Genomic DNA, 18,598 nt, shown 5'->3' with positions numbered 1-18,598 from the left:
AAGAGGAGACCTGTGACCTTCAGCGAGAACGTCCGCTCGGCGTTTCGCCGAGGCGAGAGCGACGCCGTGGTGCGGATGAGCGAGGCCGAGATCGAGCGGGCCCAGGCGGCCGGTGACCTGGCGGGCGAGGTGGAGGCCCGGTACAGCCTCGCCCGGGTCGCCATTCGCGGCGGTGACCTGCCGCTAGGAGAGGCACGGGCCCGGGAGGCTCTCGCGGTGGCGCTGCGCTCCGGCGACCGGGCCCTTGAGGAACGACCGAGGCATGTGCTGGCCGGCGTGGCGAGAATGTCCGGTGACCTGCTCCGAGCTCGGGACCTGTACCGGGAGAGCATCGCGCTCAACGAGGCGCTCGGCCAACCCGAGACGGTCAACTCCGAATTCCACAACCTCGCCTTCTGCGAGTTGGGGCTGGGCAACCTGGACGTGGCCCGAACGCTGTTCGCCGAGAACCGCGAGCGGGTGTTCCACAACGGCTGGGCCGACTTCGTGCCGTACGTCTGCGTCGCCGGCGCCGCGCTCGCGACCGCCGAGGGGGACCACTCCCGCGCGGCCAGGATGATCGGTGTCGCCGATGCCGCGTTCGCGGCACTCGGCCAGGTACCGGACCCGGACGACGCGGCGGACCTCGCCAGGATGCGCGCCGCCGCGACCGAGGCGCTCGGCCCGACCGACTTCGACGAGCAGTACGCCGTGGGCCAGCTCCTCGAACCGTGGGCGGCGTTCGGCGCCGCCTGACCGCGGAGACTGTCGCTTTCTCGTTCGACAGCTGTCTTTCATCGTTCGGGACGGCTCCGAACCGTTCCGAACACCCTGATGCCTTGTTGGGCGTGAGTGGCGATGATTGGTTCGCCTCATGTCAGTCAAGAGAGCAACGCGCCCAGCTTTCATCGTGGCCCTGGCGGCCCTCTTCGTCCTGCTCGCCGGCGCGCCGGCGGCGGCGACCATCGCGACGCCGGCCGGCTGGCCTCCCGACGTCGTGGACTGCGTCGACGCACCGCCCCCCTCGGCCAACTCGTCGTCGCCGGCCCAGGCCTGCTTCCGGGCTTACGGCGACCAGATCTGGGTCTACGACCGCGACACGCCCTACGCGGCCATCGGGATCTGGGAGAACCAGCTCTACTACGGCGGGACCTGGCACAACTACCGCAGCGGCGACTGCCAGAACCTCGAAGGCGAGGGTGAATGGGGAGTGTGCAACTACGACTTCTACGAGGACGGCACGACTCACCGTTACAACGATCAAGGCAGTCGCGTGCGATTCCGGGCGTGTGGCGCCTGGGGCTGCTCCGGATGGTCGCCGTGGTGGCGCAACAACAACTAGTGCCCGGGGGACGATGACGATGATCGGGTCGGAGGGCCGGTTTCCGGCTCCCTCCGACCCGATCATCGCTGACCCCTGAGCGGCCGCAGGTGCCTCTACGACGCCGTGCGGGCGGCGGTGATGATCCGTCCCCGCTCCGACTCCGGGAAGCGGTCGAGCATGGCGCGTACCTCGTCGGCGCTCACGTTGGCGCCGAACAACTCGCTGCCCGGTTCGAGTCGTACCCCCTCGGCCAACGGGCCGGCGACGACCGGATCGAAGCCGAGCGCGTCCACCAGGGCCGCGACCTCGGCGAGGTCGGCGTCGTCGTCGCCGGCGACAGCGATGGCCTTGCGGCCGGTCGCCCCCGTCGGCCGGGCCTCGTCCTCCAGGTCGTGATAGCCCATGTGGTTGAACGCCTTCACGACGCGTGAGCCGGACAGGAACGCCTGGACGGTCTCGCTCGACGAGGTACGCGGGTTGGTGAGGTCGTCGCGGATGCCGTCGATCTCCCACCAGTAGTTCATGGCATCGACGACGAGCTTGCCGCGCAACGCTTCGGCGGGAACGCTGCGGTACTTGCCCAGGGGCAGGGCGAGGATGACGATGTCGGCGTCGGCCGCCGCGTCGACCGCCGTCGTTGCCTCGGCCCCCGGGGCGAGGACCTCGACGGTGAGGGCGATCTTCGCCGGGTCGCCGGAGCCGGCCACCCGTACCCGGTAGCCGGCGGCGACGGCGAGCCGGGCGAGCACCGTGCCCACCTTGCCGGCCCCGAGGATGCCGAGGGTCGCCGGCCGGCTCCGGTCGTTGTCGAACATGGTCGTCCTCTCGCTTGGGAAGTGCTGATCAGGCCAGCAGTTCGCGGACCATGGGGATCACCTTCGAGCCGTAGAGTTCCACGGCGCGCATCCGGGCGCTGGCCGGCTGCGCTCCGGCCGAGTAGATGAGGTCGAACCGGCCGACGCCGAGGCTGCGGATCGCACGGGCCATCCGGCGGGCCACCGTCTCCGGTGAACCGATGTAGAGGGAGCCGTTCTCCACCTCGGAGTCGAACTCCTGACGCCGGATCGGGGGCCAACCCCGCAGTTTGCCGATCCGGTCTCGCATGATCCGGTAGTGCGGCCAGTAGATCTCCTTGGCCTGCTCGTCGGTGTCGGCGATGAAGCCCGGCGAGTGCATGCCGACCGGGTGCGCGGTGGTACCGAGCTGATCGGCCGCCCGGCGGTACAGGTCGATGTAGGGCGCGAAGCGCTCGGGTGCGCCGCCGATGATGGCGAGCATGAGTGGCAGCCCGTACTGGGCGGTACGGACGACCGACTGCGGCGAGCCACCCACACCGACCCAGGTGTCCAGGTGACCCGATTCCGTCTTCGGGAACACGTCGGCGTTCTCCAGTGGGGCACGCAGGGTGCCGCTCCAGGTGACCGGCTTCTCGTCCAGCAACTTGACGAACAGTTCGATCTTCTCCTCGAACAGCGTGTCGTAGTCGCGCAGGTCGTAGCCGAAGAGCGGGAACGACTCGGTGAACGAGCCGCGGCCGAGGATGACCTCGGCTCGGCCGTTCGACAGCGCGTCCACTGTGGCGAAGCGCTGGAAAACCCGTACCGGGTCGTCCGAACTCAGCACTGTCACGCCGGAGGCCAACCGGATCCGCGAGGTGCGGGTGGCGATTCCGGCCAGCACCGTCTCCGGCGTGGAGACCGAGTACTCCGGCCGGTGGTGCTCGCCCAGGGCGATGACGTCGACCCCGAGTTGGTCGGCGAGCACGGCCTCGTCGACGACCTGCCGGATCGCCGCCGCGTGGGAGACGAGCTTGCCGGTGTCGTCCTGCGGTACGTCGCCGAAGGTGTCCAGGCCGAACAGCAGATCAGACATGGTTGGGCTCCTTAGCCAGCAGCTCCCGGACCCGCGGCGCGACCTCACTGCCCAGCAGTTGGATGGTGCGCGCGCGTGCCTCACGGGGCAGGTGCATGATGTCGTACTTCAGGTCGAAGCGGCTCAGTCGCAGGTCGCGAGCGACAGTGGCGATCTTCTGCGCCACCGTCTCGGGCGAACCGACGAAGAGCGCCCCGTGGTCGATCTCGGCCTCGTAGCGCGCACGGTCCGGTTTGTAGAAGCCGCGTTCGGCGGCCAGGGCCGCCACGACCGGCTGCCAGTATCGCCACCACGTCTCCACCGCCTCCTCGTCGGTGTCTGCGACAAGGCCGAGTGAGTGCTGCCCGATTGGCTGCAGGGTATGCCCGAATTGTTCGAGCGCCCTGGTGTAGAGGTCGACGTGGCCGGCGAAGCGCTGGGGGCGCCCGCCGATGATCGCGAGCATGAGCGGAAGTCCGTGCCGGGCGGCGCGGATGACCGAATTCGGGCTTCCCCCGACACCGATCCAGGTCGGGATGCCGCCCGACCGCATCCGTGGGTGCAGCCGCTGCGCGGTCAGTGGGGTTCGTACCGTGCCGGACCAGGTGACCGGTTCGTCCTGCTGAAGCCGCAGGAAGAGGTCGAGCTTCTCCTCGAACAACCGCTCGTAGTCGGCCAGGTCGTAACCGAACAGCGGAAACGACTCGGTAGCGGATGCCCGGCCGAGGACGATCTGGGCGCGGCCGTTGGAGACCGCGTCGAGGGTGGAGAACTCGTGGTAGAGCCGTACCGGGTCGTTGGTGCTGAGCACGGTGACCGAGGTGCCGAGGCGAATTCGCTCGGTCGCCGTCGCGGCCGCGGCCAGCAGCACGGGTGTGGCCGAGTCGTTGTGGCCCTCGCGGTAGTGCTCACCGAGGCTGAACACGTCGAGTCCGGCCGACTCGGCGAGCCGTGCCTCGTCCACGAGTAGCCGTACGGTCTCGGCGTCGCTCAGAACCCGGTCGCCGTCGGTGGCCACCTCCCCGAACGAGTTGAGCCCCAGCTCGAAGTCTGCAGCTGCCATCGTCTCCTCCTCGGTGCAATCCGCCGGCGACCCACGGGAGCGGACCTACCGGTTGACGTGTCAATGATGCTAACTTGGCGATTGACACGTCAATTCCCAGGAGAGTGAGATGACGGAGGCCACACCCGGCCGGCGGGGCGGACGCCAACTCCCCACCGCCGACGAGCTGCGAATCTGGCGGAACTTCATCGAGACGACGGCAGCGCTCGGCTCCCGGCTCGAGTCCCGACTACAGGGCGACTCCTCGCTCTCGACCGGGGACTACTCCGTGCTCCTCGCCCTCAGCGAGGCGGAGGGCCAGGCGATGCGGTCCTCCGAACTCGCCTCGCACATCGGGTGGGAGCGGAGCCGGCTCTCCCACCACCTCGGGCGGATGGAGCGGCGCGGCCTGATCCGCCGCCAGGAGTGCGCCACGGTTCCCCGCGGGGCGGAGGTGCTGCTCACGACGGCCGGTGCCGAGGCGTTCAGGGGGGCCACCTTTCCCCACCTGCGCGCCATCCGGGAGCTCTTCGTCGACGCCCTCACGCCGGATCAGATCGTCGCGGCGGGCGAGATCGCCGCGGCGCTGCGAGCCCAGCTCGACGTCCTGAGGAAGGACTGATCACTGGGCCTTCCGGTCATCTGGCGAGCTGCCCGAGCACCGTGGGGTCGGTGATCGTGTCGTCGGCGGCGAGCATGAACGCCTTGGACAGGATCGTCGACAACAAGGGGTCGTCGTCGAAGGGCAGGTGCAGCCGGCCAGTGCGGTCGCGCGCCGCGACGATGCACAGGTAGGCGTCGTCGGGCTCCATCATGATGTTGCCGGACCCGAGGTGGATCCGGTAACTGCGGATGGTGCCGCGAACGTGCAGGTACCGCTCGGAGAGGCGCACCCGATCGGCGATGTTCGTGCGGGGCAGCAGCCGAGCCAGTGCGTCCCTGCGCACCTGCGCCGACGGGGTCAGCTCCGCGATGACCGTGCTGTGCCAGTAGGCGTGGAAGCGATCCTCGCCGCGATCGGCCCACTGCGGGTCACTGGCGATCGAGGTGACGCCGACGAACAGGTCCACGTCCCGCATGGCCTCGCTGAACACCAGCGGTGGCACGTCGACGACGGGCGTCGGTTGCCAGGTCGCGCCGTCGCGTCGGGCGAAGCGGACCTGGTCGGTGGAGCAGAACTCGACGTCGTAGCGGCGTTCATCCGTGTTGGCGACCAGTTGGTGGTGGAACGACGCCCGCCACATACCACCGCCGAAGGGCTTGGTGGCTTCGCTCTCGTAGCCGCCGTCCCAGGTGCCGAGGTATCCGGCCTGCCAGCCCCGGGCGCGGACGAGCGCGTTCGCCTGCCGGTAGCGCAGGATGTGGGCGGCGAACCGGTTGGAGTAGGTGTGCGTCCGCTCCTCGGCGGGCGTGAGCAGGTAGACCTCTCGGAAGGCCTGCTTGAACGGCTGCGTCAGACCGGTGGCGAGGACGTGCTCCCGCCAGGCGAGGACCTCGTCCGTCGTCGCGCGGACGGGATGCCAGAGCCTGACCCGATCCCCCCGGGCGGCCCGACCCTCCAGGTCGGCGATCGTCCAACCGTCGCTGTCGGGGCGGGGCAGGCCCGCCGTCCACCGGTGGCCGTCGCTGCTGGTCTCCCACACCAACCGCCGCCCGTAGGTCGCGGTGACCGGGTGGTCGAGGTATCGGGCCGACCAGTCCGAGTACGACCAGGTGCGCTCCTCGGACAGCAGCCCCTCCACCCGCTGGCGCTCGCCGGACAGCGTCGCGCCGACGCTCTTGACGAGGTCACGCAGTTGCCGGAGTTCGCCACCGTACGCCTGCTTCACCGCAGCCGGAACGCCCTTGAGCGGGACGGCGTCACGCGAGAAGGTCAGGCGGGCCTTTTCGCCGATCACCTCGACCGCCGCCTCGTACGGCCCGACCCCTGTGCACAGTCGACCGTCGGGGGCGAGCCCGTGGTCGTCGACGGCGAGTTCCATCACCTCGTTGAGCGACCACCCGCGCAGGGCCCCGAGGTTGGCCAGTGCGGTCTGGACGCGGCTCTGCACCGCCTTGTTCCGGACCGTGACCGCCAGCCTCGCCAGCGTGCGTAACGGCGCCTCGCCGTCGCGTCCCGCGAGCAGCTGAATGGCCGCCACCGCCGTCTTCTGGGCATGGGGGAAGCCCGGCGCCTGTCGCGGCGCCGCCGCCGCGGCGGCGGTGACCCGCGCCAACAGGTCCGTCGCCCGCTCGTCCGGCTGGCGCGACAGCGCCCAGACCAGGCCGCGGAGGAGGCGGTCGGTGTCGTCGTGCAGGGGCCGACCGTAGGCGGCGAACGCCTCCAGGATCGATTGCACGGCCCCGGTGCCGCCCGGCGCGGTGGCGAGGAGGTCGTCGACGCGGCGCTGCCACTTCGCTGGCGCTGTCGGCTTCTCCAGCGAGGCGCAGTGCGCCAGCAACTCCGGCACGCCCGGCGCGGCGAGGACGACACCCAGCTCGGCGCGGGCGAGCGGCCCGAACCCGTCTCCGTCGTGGAGCAGCCAGGACGGCACACGCCGGCCGGTGGCACGATCGAGGCCCGCACCGATCAGGAGGACAGCGCGTCGTCGAGGCTCCGCTGCGACGAAGTGGTCACCGGCCAGTTCGCTGACGAGGGCGTCGAGGGCCGGCACCAGGTCGGCCAACTCGACCGGCGCCAGGCGCGCGGCGACCATGGCCGGTAACTCCAGGTGCGCCCCGTTGTCGTAGGACTCGCCGCGCGCGCAGACCTCCAGGCACCAGACGAGATCCTCCCGCGTCCAGGGCAGATCGCCGTCGGCGAGGCTCCGCACCACATCGTTGAGCGCGGTGGGAGTCGAACTGGTCGCCGACTCCAGGTGCATGGCCAGGGCGGCGCTACGGCGCAGCTCGGCGGGCCACGTCTCGACCGCGCTCCACTCCGGCACGTTGGTCACCGAGGACCGCCAGTGGTAAGTGCTGGCGACGTGCAGGACGGCCCTGATTCGAGCGTCCGCCTCGGCGAGACCGAATTCCACCCGACGTCGGTCCGCATCGGTCAGGACGGGGAGGAGCGCTGCCCAGTCAGCCATGTCAGCCGCCCACCAGCGGGACGAGCCGTACGAACGCCACTTCCGGGTCGGCCAGCAGGTCGATCTCCTCGTCGAGGTCCTCGATCTGGCGGTGCCCGACCAGCAGCAGGAAGCCGTTGCGGGCGAAGGCCCTGCAGGCGGCATCCGCCTGCTGCTCCCAGTCGAGTCGCCTGCCCGAGGTGACCCGGTAGCCGTTCAGGGTGGCCTCCGTGTCGGTTGGCTGAACCAACCCCCGGAAGTGCTCGGACTGCTGGGCGTTGAACCGGGCGACCTCCTCGCGGACGCGTAGCCGGACCAGCTCCCGAGCGGAGATGCGCTCCGGCAGCCCGCTCAACGGCCAGTGGTCGATGGCCTTCCCTGTCGCTGTCTCGTCCCGAACGATCGCCGTGGCCATGCCGCCATGCTCCTTGCTGTGAGGTGAGCGCGATCATGGCACGGGCGTCCGACGGGATGGAGTAGCTCCGCATCCGGCCACCACGTCATCCATGACGATTAGTGATCGGTCAATTGCTAAGGGCTATGTCTGGGTGGTCCAATCCTCCAGGAACCCGCCAATCCGCCTGCCCTGGCTGAGACGGCGACGGCTGCCGCCCCGGGAGGTACGACATGTTCCAGACCGCCACCGCAGAGGCCCGCCGCGTTCGACCGGGCCAACCCGGCCCCGCGCGCAACGAGTCGGTGCTGCCGGAGCTGCGGGAGATGTGGTGGGAGACGGGGGTCCGGGCGCGCGCGGAGGCCGGCGTCTTCGCCGTCTTCGCGGAGCTGCCCAGGCTCGTCTGGACAGCCATCGGTATCAGTTGGCGCGCGGACCGGCTCCGTACCGGTGTGGTGGCCGCGGCCACTGTCGGCGCGGGGGTGATGGCCGCCTTCGGTCTGTTGGCCACGCAGCGGGTGTTGGTGGAACTGTTCGCCGGTGGGCCGACCGCGGACAAGGTACGGGCGGCGCTGCCCGCGTTGGCCGTGCTGGCGGCGACGGTCGCGCTCCGCGCCGGGATGGGCATCGCCACCGGGTACGCGCAGAACGGGTTGACGCCCCGGGTGAGTCGTGAGGTGGAGCGGGGCCTGTTCGAGGTGTCGACAGCGGTCCGGTTGGAGGCGTTCGACGCCGACGCGTTCGCCGATGACATGGAACGCGCCTCGCGCGGCACCGAGTCGACGATCGGGCTGGTGCAGGCGTCGATGAACCTGCTCGCCGGGCTGGCCGGGCTGCTCGCCGTGGCGGCGGCCGTCGTCATCATCCATCCGCTGCTCCTGCTGGCGCTGCTGGTCGCCACGGTGCCCAACGCGTGGGCGTCGTTGCGGGCCGGGCATCTGCGCTACCAGACGTACACCGCCGGATCGGTGCGTCGACGTCGACTGTGGCTGCTGCACAAGTTGATGGCCGAACGTGCCTCGGCCCCGGAGTTGCGCTCCTACGGGCTGCGCCGGTTCCTGCTCGACCAGTACGACCGGGTGATGCAGGTGGAGACCGACATTCAGCTCGCCCTCGCCCGGCGGGTCACCACGACCACCACGGTCGGAGCCATCGTCGGCGGTCTCGCGACCGGCACCGTCTACGCCCTGCTCGGGTTGCTGCTCCTCGACGGGCAGATCCCGCTCGCCGCCGCGGCGACCTGCGTCATCGCGGTGCAGTCCGCGCAGCGGTCCCTGGCCATCGCCACCTTTCAGGTCGACCACGTCTACACCGAGGGGCAGCACTTCGGCGACTACACCGGGTTCATGACCCGCGCCGACGCCTACCTACCGACCAGCACCGGACCCGTTGCCGCGGCCGATCCTGATCGGCTGCGGGAGTTGACCGTCAACGAGGTGAGCCTGCGTTACCCCGATCGGGACGACCCCGCCGTCGACGGCGTCACGTTGACGATCACCGCCGGGCAGACTGTCGCGTTCGTCGGAGAGAACGGATCGGGCAAGACGACCCTCGCCGCGATGATCGCCGGCCTTCGCGCCCCCACCGAGGGCACTATCGAGTGGAACGGCCGCCCGTTGTCGGACTGGAACGTCGACGGGCTGCGCGCCCGGATCGCTGTGGTGACGCAGGAATACCACAAGTGGCCGTTCACCGCGGCCACGAACATCGCCATCGGCGACGTCGACAGCGAGGCCCGGCAGGATCGCATCGAGGCCGCCGCCGGCCGCGCCGTCGCCCACGACATGATCAATGAACTGCCGCACGGGTACGAGACGCTGCTCGACCGGACCTTCGCGCGAGGCCAGGACCTCTCCGGTGGGCAGTGGCAGCGCATCACGGCGGCTCGCGGGTTCCTGCGCGACGCCGAACTGCTGATCATGGACGAGCCGTCCTCCGCGCTCGACCCCCGCGCCGAGGACGCCCTGTTCCAGACCATCCGGGACCGGAGGGGTCGTGCCACCACGATCCTCATCACGCACCGGCTCGCCAACGTCCGGCACGCCGACCGGATCTTCGTCCTGCACCACGGCCGGCTCGTCGAGGCCGGCACACACGCCGACCTCGTCGCCACCGGCGGCCGGTACGCCGAACTGTTCGCCCTCCAGGCTGCCGGCTACGACGCGAACCTGGCCGAGGGCCACCGGCACACCTGAACCGTCCAGTCGGACCTTCTCCCGCTGGATCGCGGGAGGCTAGGCTTCGGCCCATGTCAGGGTGGCGGGGCCGGATGGCGGACGTGGCCCTGGTGCCCGCCGTGGGTCTGGTCGCCGTCACGGGCCTGGTGGTCCAGTCGCGCGGCATCGACACCGCCGCCGAATGGGCGGCGCTGCTGGCGGTGCTGCTCTCCACCGGCGCGCTGTACGTCCGCCGTCGCCACCCGGTGCCGGTAGGGGTCGTGGCGCTGGCCGCCATCGGCGCGTACGGAGCTTTGCTGCACCGGCCCGGTCCGATCATGTTGGTGTTCGTCGTGGCGCTCTACACCGTCGTCGATGAGGGACATCTCGCGGTCGCCATCGGGCTCGGTCTCGCCTCGGTGATCGCCTTCGCCGTGGCGGACAGCTACAACCGGTCCCCGAACACCATGAACGGGGCGACGCTGCTGCACGCCGGTTGGCTCGTCGCTGTCATCGTCGGCGTGACGCGCAACCGCCGTGCCTACCTCGCCGAGGCGCAGGCCCGAGCGGTCGTCGCCGAGCAGCGGATGGAGGAGGAGGCCCGGCGACGGGCCACCGAGGAGCGGCTGCGCATTGCCCGGGAGTTGCACGACGTGCTCGGCCACCACCTGTCGTTGATCAACGTGCAGGCCAGCGCCGCGTTGCACCGACCCGATCCGGTCCGGACCGAGCAGGCCCTCACCGCGATCAAACAGACCAGCAAGGAGACGTTGAGTGAGTTGCGCGCGACGCTGGGCGCACTGCGGCAGGCCCCGGCGGTCGTGCCCGCACCCGGTCTGAACCGCCTCGGTGATCTGATCAGGACGGCCGCTCGACCGGAGTTGGAGATCCGTACCGAGCTGGCCGAGACGCGGTCGCTACCGCCGGAGGTCGATCTGGCGGTGTATCGGATCGTCCAGGAGGCGCTCACCAACGTGTCGCGTCACGCGGATGCCACCACCGCGGTGGTCCGGGTCCGGCCCGATCACGACGACGTGCTCGTGGAGGTCGAGGACGACGGCACCGGCCAGCCCGGTTCGCCGGGCAGCGGAATCCTCGGAATGCGGGAGCGGGCACGGGCACTCGGCGGTTCGGTGACCACTGGCGCGCGGCCGGACGGGGGCTTCCGGGTCAGCGCTCGCCTGCCGATGCGACCCGCGCCGACGCCGGTGGGGGAGCAGATGTGATCCGGCTGCTTCTCGTCGACGACCAGACCCTCGTACGCGCCGGCTTCCGGTCCATTCTCGACGGTGAGGACGGGCTCGAGGTGGTCGGCGAGGCTGCTGACGGATTCGAGGCGGTGCGGCTGGCCCGGCAACTGCGACCCGATGTCGTCCTCATGGACATCCGGATGCCCGGGCTCGACGGACTGACCGCCACTGGTGAGATCGTCGCGAACTCCGATGCTCGCGTCATCATTCTGACCACGTTCGACCTGGACGAATACGTCTACACCGCGCTGCGGGCCGGTGCCAGCGGCTTCCTGGTCAAGGACACCGAGCCAGCGGAGTTGATCCACGGAGTGCGGGTGGTGGCCCGGGGTGACGCGCTGATCGCGCCGTCGATCACCCGGCGGTTGATCGCCGAGTTCGCGGCCCGGGCCACGCATCCCGACCCCGGGCCGCGACTGAGCGCGCTCACCGAGCGGGAGCGTGAAGTGCTGACGCTGGTCGCCGCCGGCCTCTCCAACGACGAGATCGCGGCGCGGTTGGTGCTGAGCCCGGCGACCGCCAAGACACATGTCAGCCGGATCATGACCAAGGCCCATGCCCGGGACCGAGCGCAGTTGGTGATCCTCGCCTACGAGTCCGGTCTGACCGTGCCTGGTTGGCTCGCCCGCTCCTGACCGCCAGCATGGGCTGGTCGGCCGAAACGACCACCGGCGGGCCAGCCTCCGGATGGAACGAGATCAGTCAGGCCGATCCACGCCGGAACCGGGTCAGGGTCAGCCCGCCAGGCGGCCGGTGCGGCGCGCGCGAAGCAGGGCCAGCCCGCCGAGCGTCACGCCGACCACCCCGACCACCAGGGCCACATAGGCCCCGCCTCGTCCGTTACCCGTACCGATACCACTGTCGGAAGTGGCCACCACCAGCCCACCGAGCACCACGCTGATCAGCCCCGTCGTCAGGGCCAGGACGGCTCCGAGGCTTCCCGAGCCGGTACCGAGACGACTGGCGGGGCGGGCCAGGGCCACTGCTCCGATGACCGCGCCGACCAGTCCCAGCAGGACGGCCGCACTGGCACCGAGACGCCCGGAACTCATGGAGAGAGCAGTGGCGGCGGTCGGCTGGGCCGAGACGTGCGCGGCTGCCGGTGCGGCTGACGCGATCCCCCCGAGCGGGGCGGCTATGGCGGCGGCGAGCAGGTGTTGGACGGACATCGTGGGTCCCCTCGGTTTGATGACGGGTACAGGCAGCAGCGTAGGTAGAGGACTGCACGTGAGTCGTCAGGCCGGAGTTGCCAACGGACCTACCACCCGGGATGTACGCGCGCGGCGTGCCCTACCGCCGCGGTTGTCTCCCCGGGGCCCGCTCGGGCCACCGTCCGAAGCTTCTGACTTCCGGACGCCCTGGCCGGTAATGCCGCTCTGACCTGCGGTTTTGTCGGATCCCAACAGTGGCGTTCAAGGTCTGCGAGTGGTACGACTGATGTGTCGGACCGGGTGGTGCAGGGTCAGGAGGAGGTGGCGTCCATGCGTCTCACGAGCACCGCGCCCCAGCCCCCGCCCTCGCACCTGGAGCCCGCGGTGGTCCCGTCCGCGCACCGGGACGGGGCCGTGTCCTCGCGGCCGACGAGGTCGCGGTGACAAGCCCGGAGAACACCGAGGAGAAGGCCGCCGCCTACGCCCGCGGTCTCGACGCGGGCCGGATCGAGCAGCGTCTACAGGGGCACGATGAGCACCTGCGAAAGATCAACGGGTCGATCGACTCGATGACGCAGGCGCTCCGGTCTCTCACCGAGGAACTCCGCGGCAACGTCACCCGGTTCAGCGCCAACGTGACTGCGGACCGCCGAGACGCCGCTGAGCGGGACAAGATCGCGGCGGCGCTGGTGAAGGAGGCGGGCATCGTCGCGTCCGAGCGGACGGTCCGGTGGACGACCTGGCAGCGTTGGTTCGCCGTCGTCGGCGCGATCATCCTGGTCGTGAACTTCGGCCTGGGTCTCTATCTGGCGTTCGGCCGTTGACCCGCGTGGCGGTTCGGTAACCCGGCGGACCCGAGGGCGAGGAGGTCACGGGGTTGCGCCAGCAACCCCGGAACCGCCATCCGATCTGGGCTCCAGCACCACCACCGCGGTTTCGGAACGCCGCCGCGCCGCGTGGGCCTCGAAGTTCTTGTCGGCCTCGCGCCAGCGGGGCCACAGTCGGGCCCGCTCGTCGGCGGTGGCGGCACGGCCACGGACCAGTCGCCGCCCCTCGGTCAGTTCGACGGACGCGTCCGGGCGGGCCTGGAGGTTGAGCCACCAGGCGGGGGCGCCCTCGCCCCACCCGTTCATCGCCACCCCGACCAGGTTCGGACCGTCCTCGAAGTACGCGATGATGACGCTGCGCTGCTGACCGGTGCGGCGTCCGGTCGTGGTCAGCCGCAGCGTGCCCCACCGGTGCTCGCGCGGTCGCCACAGCCCGACCCGGCCGCCGGTGACCCGGTGCAGGCCCCGGTGCACCGACCAGGCCAGCCGGATGAACCACCGCGGTGGAAGCCACGGTGCCTTCGTCTCCTGACCGTCCGACATGACGACCTCCTCCACCGACCATTGCTGATGGCCCGGCAGACTGCCGCATCCGGCAACCCCCACTGTGGACCGAGGTCCCCAAGTCTCCGGGCGTCGGCGCAGCTTGCGTCCTGTTGTCCATGATCCGACCGAGGATCGAACCGATCGGTGGAAGCCGTTGGTGGCGCGACCCCGGGTTACCGCTGCCAGGCGTCGATGGTGCGGACGCCGTCGCGGACGACCCGGTCCAGGATGGCGGGGTTGCCGCTGGTGCCCTCCCACCCCTGGTCGTCGAAGACCGTCACCGCGCTGTCGACGCGGGCCACCGCGATCTGGCTGGACGCGGTGTCGCCGGTGCGTTCGCCGTTCAGGCTCGTCTCGGGCCAGGTCCGGGTCAGCAGCAACGCCTCGTCGCCGACCCCCGGCAGTGCCTGACTCTTGACGGTGACGCGGTTTCCGGCCTGGTCGTACGAGGGGCAGGCCTGCACGGCGGTGCGGAGACGGCCCAGGTAGCCCGGGGCGCCATCGCCGTCGAAGGTGAAGATGGTCTGGTGGATCATGCCCTGCGGCACGTTGCTGGAGGGCTCGCCGGCCTTCTGATAGGTGACGGTCATCGCGGCGCTCGCGGTGACCTGCCGGCCGCCGGTGCCGAACTCGTTGCCGCACAGCTTCGGTAGGGCCTCCTCGACGGGCGTCGTCCGTCGAGGAGACTTCCGCAGCTCGGCGGGCAGCTCGACGAAGGCCGAGGTCGGGATGGTCACCGGGGTGCTCGCGCTCGGCGATGGTGGCTCTGTCGGGGGCGCTGACGCCGACGCGGTGGCCGGCACGGTGGTCGCCGGCGTCGAGCCGGGCGGGTCCTCGGTGGTGGTGCAGGCAGCGGCCAGTGCAACGGTGCCGAGCAGCGCGAGCGCGCGTCGCGTACGGGCCATCGGCAGTGCTGTGTATCGGCTCATCATCACCCCTCGTCTGTCCCGAGGCAGTTCCCTGCCCCGAGTCGACCGAAACGACCACGCGGCGTCTCGGGCATCGGTGGACCACGGGAATTCGTGTGTCGTGGCACCGGCCGGGGCGCTACGCTGCCCCGCATGACCAGTGTGATCGCTCAGTGCACCACCGGACTGTCGTGTGACGTCCAGGTCGGTGCGGGGCGACGCCGGCGATCCGTCGCCCGCCCGCGCTGACCTGTTTCCCGCGACCGGCGGATCGAGCCGCCGGTCGTTCGTTGGTCGTCCTCGATCCGCCCGCATCTCCCCGTCAACGGCTCGCGTGACAGCGCGGGTCCGAGCGAGATCGGCGTACTCATGGATCTTGAAAAGTTGTTGTCCGATCGGCTGGCACCGGCGTTCGCGGCGGTGGCCGGCGGCCCGGTCGACCCGCTCGTGCGGCGGTCTCCGCGTGCGGACTTCCAGTCCGACGCGGCGCTGGCCCTGGCCCGGCGGCTCGGCCGCCCGCCGCGCGACATCGCCGCAGCGGTGCTGGCGCACGCCGTGCTCGACGATGTCGGCGTGTCGGCGGAGGTCTCCGGGCCGGGCTTCCTCAACCTGACGCTTGCCGACCGGGCCCTGGCCGACCTGGTCGCCGGGCTGGCCGGTGACGCCCGGCTCGGCGTGCCGCCGACGGCGTCGCCGCAGACCGTGGTGGTCGACTACTCGGCGCCCAACGTGGCGAAGGAGATGCACGTCGGGCACCTCCGCTCCACAGTCATCGGTGATGCGGCGGTGCGGCTGCTGGACTGGCTGGGGCACCGGGTGGTGCGGGTCAACCACCTGGGTGACTGGGGGACACCGTTCGGCATGCTGATCGAGCACCTGATCGACCTCGGTGAGGCCGAAGCCGCGCACAACCTGTCGGTGGGGGACCTGGACACCTTCTACCGGGCGGCCCGGGTGAAGTTCGACGCCGACGAGGCGTTCCAGGAACGGTCGCGGCTGCGGGTGGTCGCGTTGCAGGGCGGTGACGAGCGGACCCGCCGGTTGTGGCGGCTGCTGGTGACGCAGTCCGAGCGGTACTTCCTGAGCGTGTACGACCTGCTCGACGTGACGTTGTCCGGGGCCGACTTTCGGGGCGAGAGCGCCTACAACGACCTGCTCGCGGACGTCGTCGACGACCTGGACCGGCTGGGGCTGCTGCTGCCCAGCGGTGGGGCCGAGTGCGTCTTTCCGCCCGGGTTCAGCGGCCGGGACGGCGAGCCGTTGCCGCTGATCGTGCGCAAGAGCGACGGTGGGTACGGCTACCCGGCCACCGACCTGGCCGCACTGCGGCAGCGCGTCGGCGAGCTGGGCGCTACCCGGCTGCTGTACGTCGTCGGCCTGCCGCAGCGGCAGCACTTCGCGATGGTGTTCGCCGTCGCCGAGGCGGCCGGCTGGCTCTGCCCGCCGGCCCGGGCCGAGCACCTCGGCTTCGGGTCCATCCTCGGCGCCGACGGGCGGATGCTGCGCAGCCGGGCCGGTGAGTCGGTGAAGCTGGTCGGGCTGTTGGAGGAGGCGGTCGCCCGTGCCACCGACCTGGCGCGGAGCAGGAACCCGGATCTGGACGCCGGGACCGCCGACGAGATCGGCCGTGCGGTGGGCATCGGCGCCATCAAGTACGCCGACCTGTCCGTCGACCGGACCAAGGACTACGTCCTGGACTGGGAGCGGATGCTGGCGCTGGACGGCAACACGGCGCCCTACCTTCAGTACGCGTACGCCCGGATCCGGTCCGTGCTGCGGCGGGCCGGGACCGCCGTGCGGCCGGACGCGCCCATCGTGGTGGCGCAGCCGGCGGAGCGGGCGCTCGCGGTCGAGTTGCTCGGCTTCGCCGGGGTGGTGGGCGAACTGGAGGGGAGTCTCGAGTTTCACCAGCTCGCCGCGTACCTGCACCGACTCGCGACCGCGTTCAACGCGTTCTACGAGCGCTGCCCGGTGCTGCGTGCTCCGGATGAGCTGCGGGAGAGCCGGCTGCTGCTGGCCGAGCTGACCGCCCGGACCCTGCGGCAGGGGCTGCACCTGCTCGGCATCCGCACGCTGGAGCGGATGTGACGAGCCGGCCTTGCGCCCCGGTCAGCGGGCCCTCTTCGTCGCCCGCTTCCGGGGCGGCGTCAACAGGTCGGCGATCTGCGCGATCGCGGCGGGCACCAGGCGGTAGTACGCCCAGACCCCACGCTTGTCGCGTTCGAGTAGGCCGGCCTCGGTGAGGATCCGAAGGTGATGACTCACCGTCGGCTGGGAGAGATTGAGCGCCGCGGTGAGGTCACTCACGGACGCCTCACCTTCCGGCGCGGACTGGATCAGGCTGAGCAACCGGAGTCGCGCCGGATCGGCGAAGGCCTTCAGCACCCCCGCTAGCCGCTCGGCATCGGCCCGCTTGATGGGATCGCCGGTGAGCGGCGAGATCGCAGGCATGGCAGTTTTCGCAGTTCCCACGCCTGCCATAGTGACACCAACACCATCAATAAACCGGCAGATCCGGCACCAGCCCTCCGATGGCGTCCGGATGGCGCACCGGAAGCACCGAACGTGAGTCGAACGCCGACGTCCGTGGTGGCACAAGGGCCGTGTGGAGCTTCGGGAAGCTCCACACGGCCCTACGGTGATCTGCGCGTCAGCGGCGAGGTTTGGGTGCGATGCGGGGCAGGACGTACGGCGGCCCTGCGAAGATCAGGTCGGACTTCAACTCCTGGTACGCCCGCTTGGGCTGGTAGTTCTCGTCGTAGATGGTGGCCAGGCCCTCCGGCGGGTCGTCGAACCAGCCCGGCACCCACGAATGCTTGTCACTGAAACCCCAGACGGTGTACGACAGGCAGCTCCGCACGGCGAGGCACGCCTTCATCAGCACGCTGAAGTTCGCGGCCGACGCCTGTAGCCGGGGGTTGATCTCCTCCGAGTTGCCGGCCTGGACGCCCTCCGTCAGCTGGCTGCGGACGTCGACCTCGGTGAACGCGGTCGCGACGCCGAGCCCGCTGAACTTCTTCAGCGCGGCGGTCACCTGGAGGGTGTCGAAGTTGCCGTACTGGGTGCCCAGGTGGCCCTGCGAGCCGACACCGTCGATCGGGACGCCCTGGGCGCGCAGGCTCTTGGTCATGTCGTACACGAACTGGGTCTTGTCGTCCGCCGGGTTGCCCGAGCCGAACGCCTCGATGTTGTAGTCGTTGTAGAACAGCAGGGCCCTGGGATCGGCGGCCCGCGCCCAGCGGAACGCGTCGGCGATGTAGCCGGGCCCGAGGTTCTGCGCCCAGAAGCCCTTGTAGTGCAGGGTCGACGGGGTGTCCCACGGGTCGCTGACCGCCTCGTTGACCACGTCCCACTGCCAGATCTTGCCCTTGTAGCGGTTCACGACTGTGGTGATGTGCTTGCGCAGCAGCTCGCGCAACTCCTGCTTGCTGATGGAGCCGTCGGCGACGCCGCTGGTCAACCAGGCGGGCAGCTGGTTGTGCCAGACCAGCACGTGACCGCGCACGCTCTGCCGGTTGCGCTTGGCGAAGTCGACGAACTGGTCGGCCGGCCCCCAGTTGTAGGCGCCGCGGGTCGGCTCCAGGCTCTCCCACTTCATCACGTTCTCGGCCGTGACCGAGGCGAACTCGGAGGAGGCCAGCTTGCGGTACTGCGGGTCGCTGGCGTCGTTGAGGGCATCCATGTTGACCGCGGTGCCGACGTGCAGGCCATGGCGCAGGCCGAGGGTGCCGAGGCTCTGCGTCGTGGGGTCGTACGGTCGACTCGCTGTCGCCGGCACCGTGTTCAGCGTGGCGATGGTCGCGACGGCGACCAGGCCGACGGTCGACCACTGTCTTAACTTCATGTGCCTTCCCTTCCAGACGATCAATAGGCAAAAGTCGATCTAGGAGGTGAGGGTTCGGTGTTGACGGGCGGGGAAGCCGATCGGGTCGGGTGACGCCGGTAGTTCCGGCCGGAAACCGGAAACGTGCTCGAAACGTTAAGCCGATCTATGTCTGGGCGTCAACGCTGAAAACTTCCGGAAATTCATCACATGACCTGCCCAGCGCTGAGTGGCTGGCGGTCGAAACTTTCGGGCGACCGGCGACCGGCGACCGGCGACCGACCGGTTCGCGTGGTG

At 70.3% G+C, this 18,598-nt stretch carries 18 protein-coding genes; 8 read left to right on the top strand and 10 right to left on the bottom strand.

Annotated features, from left to right (window positions below; translation table 11 throughout):
• The first annotated feature begins 12 nt into the window (after positions 1 to 12).
• On the top strand, positions 13 to 735 hold the full coding sequence (locus ABTW72_RS09865; RefSeq protein ID WP_350856604.1) for a tetratricopeptide repeat protein: 723 nt from the start codon (positions 13 to 15) through the stop codon (positions 733 to 735).
• Positions 736 to 853: 118 nt separating this feature from the next.
• Entirely contained in the window at positions 854 to 1,321 is a 468-nt protein-coding gene (locus tag ABTW72_RS09860; RefSeq protein ID WP_350856602.1) for a hypothetical protein, read from the top strand.
• Positions 1,322 to 1,416: 95 nt separating this feature from the next.
• Here ABTW72_RS09860 and ABTW72_RS09855 read toward each other — a convergent pair whose 3' ends face one another.
• Genes ABTW72_RS09855 through ABTW72_RS09845 form a run of 3 tightly spaced genes read right to left on the bottom strand, consistent with a single transcriptional unit; the run spans position 1,417 to position 4,217 of the window.
• Positions 1,417 to 2,118, bottom strand: coding sequence for an NADPH-dependent F420 reductase (locus tag ABTW72_RS09855; protein ID WP_350856599.1), 702 nt, complete (start codon positions 2,116 to 2,118; stop codon positions 1,417 to 1,419).
• A gap of 28 nt (positions 2,119 to 2,146) precedes the next feature.
• Positions 2,147 to 3,175 (bottom strand): LLM class flavin-dependent oxidoreductase, encoded by a 1,029-nt coding sequence (locus ABTW72_RS09850; RefSeq protein ID WP_350856596.1) that lies wholly within the window; start codon positions 3,173 to 3,175, stop codon positions 2,147 to 2,149.
• On the bottom strand, positions 3,168 to 4,217 hold the full coding sequence (locus ABTW72_RS09845; RefSeq protein WP_350856593.1) for an LLM class flavin-dependent oxidoreductase: 1,050 nt from the start codon (positions 4,215 to 4,217) through the stop codon (positions 3,168 to 3,170). Before ABTW72_RS09845 ends, ABTW72_RS09850 begins: the two co-directional genes overlap by 8 nt.
• Before the next feature lie 109 nt (positions 4,218 to 4,326).
• Between ABTW72_RS09845 and ABTW72_RS09840 the strand changes: the two genes are divergently transcribed.
• Positions 4,327 to 4,818: a MarR family winged helix-turn-helix transcriptional regulator gene (locus ABTW72_RS09840; RefSeq protein WP_350856590.1), complete on the top strand. Its 492-nt coding sequence runs from the start codon at positions 4,327 to 4,329 to the stop codon at positions 4,816 to 4,818.
• A gap of 16 nt (positions 4,819 to 4,834) precedes the next feature.
• Here ABTW72_RS09840 and ABTW72_RS09835 read toward each other — a convergent pair whose 3' ends face one another.
• Together ABTW72_RS09835 and ABTW72_RS09830 are read right to left on the bottom strand one after the other, a co-directional pair.
• Entirely contained in the window at positions 4,835 to 7,267 is a 2,433-nt protein-coding gene (locus ABTW72_RS09835) for a DUF4132 domain-containing protein (protein WP_350856588.1), read from the bottom strand.
• A 1-nt stretch (position 7,268) separates the two neighbouring features.
• The gene (locus tag ABTW72_RS09830) at positions 7,269 to 7,661 is read right to left on the bottom strand and encodes a hypothetical protein (protein ID WP_350856585.1); all 393 of its coding nucleotides are present in this window, start codon (positions 7,659 to 7,661) and stop codon (positions 7,269 to 7,271) included.
• Positions 7,662 to 7,966: 305 nt separating this feature from the next.
• Here ABTW72_RS09830 and ABTW72_RS09825 point away from each other — a divergent pair, with 305 nt between their 5' ends.
• Genes ABTW72_RS09825 through ABTW72_RS09815 form a run of 3 tightly spaced genes read left to right on the top strand, consistent with a single transcriptional unit; the run spans position 7,967 to position 11,681 of the window.
• On the top strand, positions 7,967 to 9,835 hold the full coding sequence (locus ABTW72_RS09825) for an ABC transporter ATP-binding protein (RefSeq protein WP_350856741.1): 1,869 nt from the start codon (positions 7,967 to 7,969) through the stop codon (positions 9,833 to 9,835).
• 53 nt (positions 9,836 to 9,888) lie between these two features.
• Positions 9,889 to 11,022: a sensor histidine kinase gene (locus ABTW72_RS09820; protein ID WP_350856582.1), complete on the top strand. Its 1,134-nt coding sequence runs from the start codon at positions 9,889 to 9,891 to the stop codon at positions 11,020 to 11,022.
• Positions 11,019 to 11,681 carry a response regulator gene (locus ABTW72_RS09815; protein WP_350856579.1) on the top strand — a complete coding sequence of 221 codons (663 nt, stop codon included), beginning with the start codon at positions 11,019 to 11,021 and terminating at the stop codon, positions 11,679 to 11,681. Before ABTW72_RS09820 ends, ABTW72_RS09815 begins: the two co-directional genes overlap by 4 nt.
• A 99-nt stretch (positions 11,682 to 11,780) precedes the next feature.
• Here ABTW72_RS09815 and ABTW72_RS09810 read toward each other — a convergent pair whose 3' ends face one another.
• On the bottom strand, positions 11,781 to 12,215 hold the full coding sequence (locus ABTW72_RS09810; protein WP_350856576.1) for a DUF6223 family protein: 435 nt from the start codon (positions 12,213 to 12,215) through the stop codon (positions 11,781 to 11,783).
• Positions 12,216 to 12,637: 422 nt separating this feature from the next.
• On the opposite strand from ABTW72_RS09810, the gene ABTW72_RS09805 reads away from it, so the two are divergent.
• On the top strand, positions 12,638 to 13,021 hold the full coding sequence (locus ABTW72_RS09805) for a hypothetical protein (protein ID WP_350856573.1): 384 nt from the start codon (positions 12,638 to 12,640) through the stop codon (positions 13,019 to 13,021).
• A gap of 45 nt (positions 13,022 to 13,066) precedes the next feature.
• Here ABTW72_RS09805 and ABTW72_RS09800 read toward each other — a convergent pair whose 3' ends face one another.
• Both ABTW72_RS09800 and ABTW72_RS09795 read right to left on the bottom strand, forming a co-directional pair.
• Positions 13,067 to 13,567: a nitroreductase/quinone reductase family protein gene (locus ABTW72_RS09800; RefSeq protein WP_350856571.1), complete on the bottom strand. Its 501-nt coding sequence runs from the start codon at positions 13,565 to 13,567 to the stop codon at positions 13,067 to 13,069.
• A 176-nt stretch (positions 13,568 to 13,743) separates the two neighbouring features.
• Positions 13,744 to 14,499 (bottom strand): superantigen-like protein SSL4, encoded by a 756-nt coding sequence (locus ABTW72_RS09795; RefSeq protein WP_350856568.1) that lies wholly within the window; start codon positions 14,497 to 14,499, stop codon positions 13,744 to 13,746.
• A gap of 348 nt (positions 14,500 to 14,847) precedes the next feature.
• Here ABTW72_RS09795 and argS point away from each other — a divergent pair, with 348 nt between their 5' ends.
• Positions 14,848 to 16,566 (top strand): arginine--tRNA ligase, encoded by a 1,719-nt coding sequence (argS, locus tag ABTW72_RS09790; protein ID WP_350856566.1) that lies wholly within the window; start codon positions 14,848 to 14,850, stop codon positions 16,564 to 16,566.
• 21 nt (positions 16,567 to 16,587) lie between these two features.
• Here argS and ABTW72_RS09785 read toward each other — a convergent pair whose 3' ends face one another.
• Together ABTW72_RS09785 and ABTW72_RS09780 are read right to left on the bottom strand one after the other, a co-directional pair.
• Entirely contained in the window at positions 16,588 to 16,929 is a 342-nt protein-coding gene (locus ABTW72_RS09785) for an ArsR/SmtB family transcription factor (RefSeq protein WP_112585316.1), read from the bottom strand.
• A 199-nt stretch (positions 16,930 to 17,128) separates the two neighbouring features.
• A complete protein-coding gene (locus ABTW72_RS09780) occupies positions 17,129 to 18,322 on the bottom strand; it encodes an endo-1,4-beta-xylanase (RefSeq protein WP_350856563.1) in 1,194 nt (397 codons plus the stop codon).
• Positions 18,323 to 18,598 lie beyond the last annotated feature (276 nt).

It is taken from the genome of Micromonospora sp. NPDC127501 (assembly GCF_040302185.1).
Taxonomy (GTDB): Bacteria; Actinomycetota; Actinomycetes; order Mycobacteriales; family Micromonosporaceae; genus Micromonospora.
The sequence above is the reverse complement of the archived record's forward strand: the minus strand, read 5'-3'. Positions and strand labels throughout refer to the sequence as shown.

What these genes read in the sequence shown, in the direction of transcription:
- ABTW72_RS09840 (WP_350856590.1), top strand. Translation starts at nt 4,327, where the DNA reads ATGACGGAGGCCACACCCGGCCGGCGGGGCGGACGCCAACTCCCCACC.
- ABTW72_RS09830 (WP_350856585.1), bottom strand. Translation starts at nt 7,661, where the DNA reads ATGGCCACGGCGATCGTTCGGGACGAGACAGCGACAGGGAAGGCCATC.
- ABTW72_RS09820 (WP_350856582.1), top strand. Translation starts at nt 9,889, where the DNA reads ATGTCAGGGTGGCGGGGCCGGATGGCGGACGTGGCCCTGGTGCCCGCC.
- ABTW72_RS09855 (WP_350856599.1), bottom strand. Translation starts at nt 2,118, where the DNA reads ATGTTCGACAACGACCGGAGCCGGCCGGCGACCCTCGGCATCCTCGGG.
- ABTW72_RS09835 (WP_350856588.1), bottom strand. Translation starts at nt 7,267, where the DNA reads ATGGCTGACTGGGCAGCGCTCCTCCCCGTCCTGACCGATGCGGACCGA.
- ABTW72_RS09825 (WP_350856741.1), top strand. Translation starts at nt 7,967, where the DNA reads ATGTGGTGGGAGACGGGGGTCCGGGCGCGCGCGGAGGCCGGCGTCTTC.
- ABTW72_RS09850 (WP_350856596.1), bottom strand. Translation starts at nt 3,175, where the DNA reads ATGTCTGATCTGCTGTTCGGCCTGGACACCTTCGGCGACGTACCGCAG.
- ABTW72_RS09845 (WP_350856593.1), bottom strand. Translation starts at nt 4,217, where the DNA reads ATGGCAGCTGCAGACTTCGAGCTGGGGCTCAACTCGTTCGGGGAGGTG.
- ABTW72_RS09860 (WP_350856602.1), top strand. Translation starts at nt 854, where the DNA reads ATGTCAGTCAAGAGAGCAACGCGCCCAGCTTTCATCGTGGCCCTGGCG.
- ABTW72_RS09785 (WP_112585316.1), bottom strand. Translation starts at nt 16,929, where the DNA reads ATGCCTGCGATCTCGCCGCTCACCGGCGATCCCATCAAGCGGGCCGAT.
- ABTW72_RS09800 (WP_350856571.1), bottom strand. Translation starts at nt 13,567, where the DNA reads ATGTCGGACGGTCAGGAGACGAAGGCACCGTGGCTTCCACCGCGGTGG.
- ABTW72_RS09780 (WP_350856563.1), bottom strand. Translation starts at nt 18,322, where the DNA reads ATGAAGTTAAGACAGTGGTCGACCGTCGGCCTGGTCGCCGTCGCGACC.
- ABTW72_RS09795 (WP_350856568.1), bottom strand. Translation starts at nt 14,499, where the DNA reads ATGAGCCGATACACAGCACTGCCGATGGCCCGTACGCGACGCGCGCTC.
- ABTW72_RS09810 (WP_350856576.1), bottom strand. Translation starts at nt 12,215, where the DNA reads ATGTCCGTCCAACACCTGCTCGCCGCCGCCATAGCCGCCCCGCTCGGG.
- argS (WP_350856566.1), top strand. Translation starts at nt 14,848, where the DNA reads ATGGATCTTGAAAAGTTGTTGTCCGATCGGCTGGCACCGGCGTTCGCG.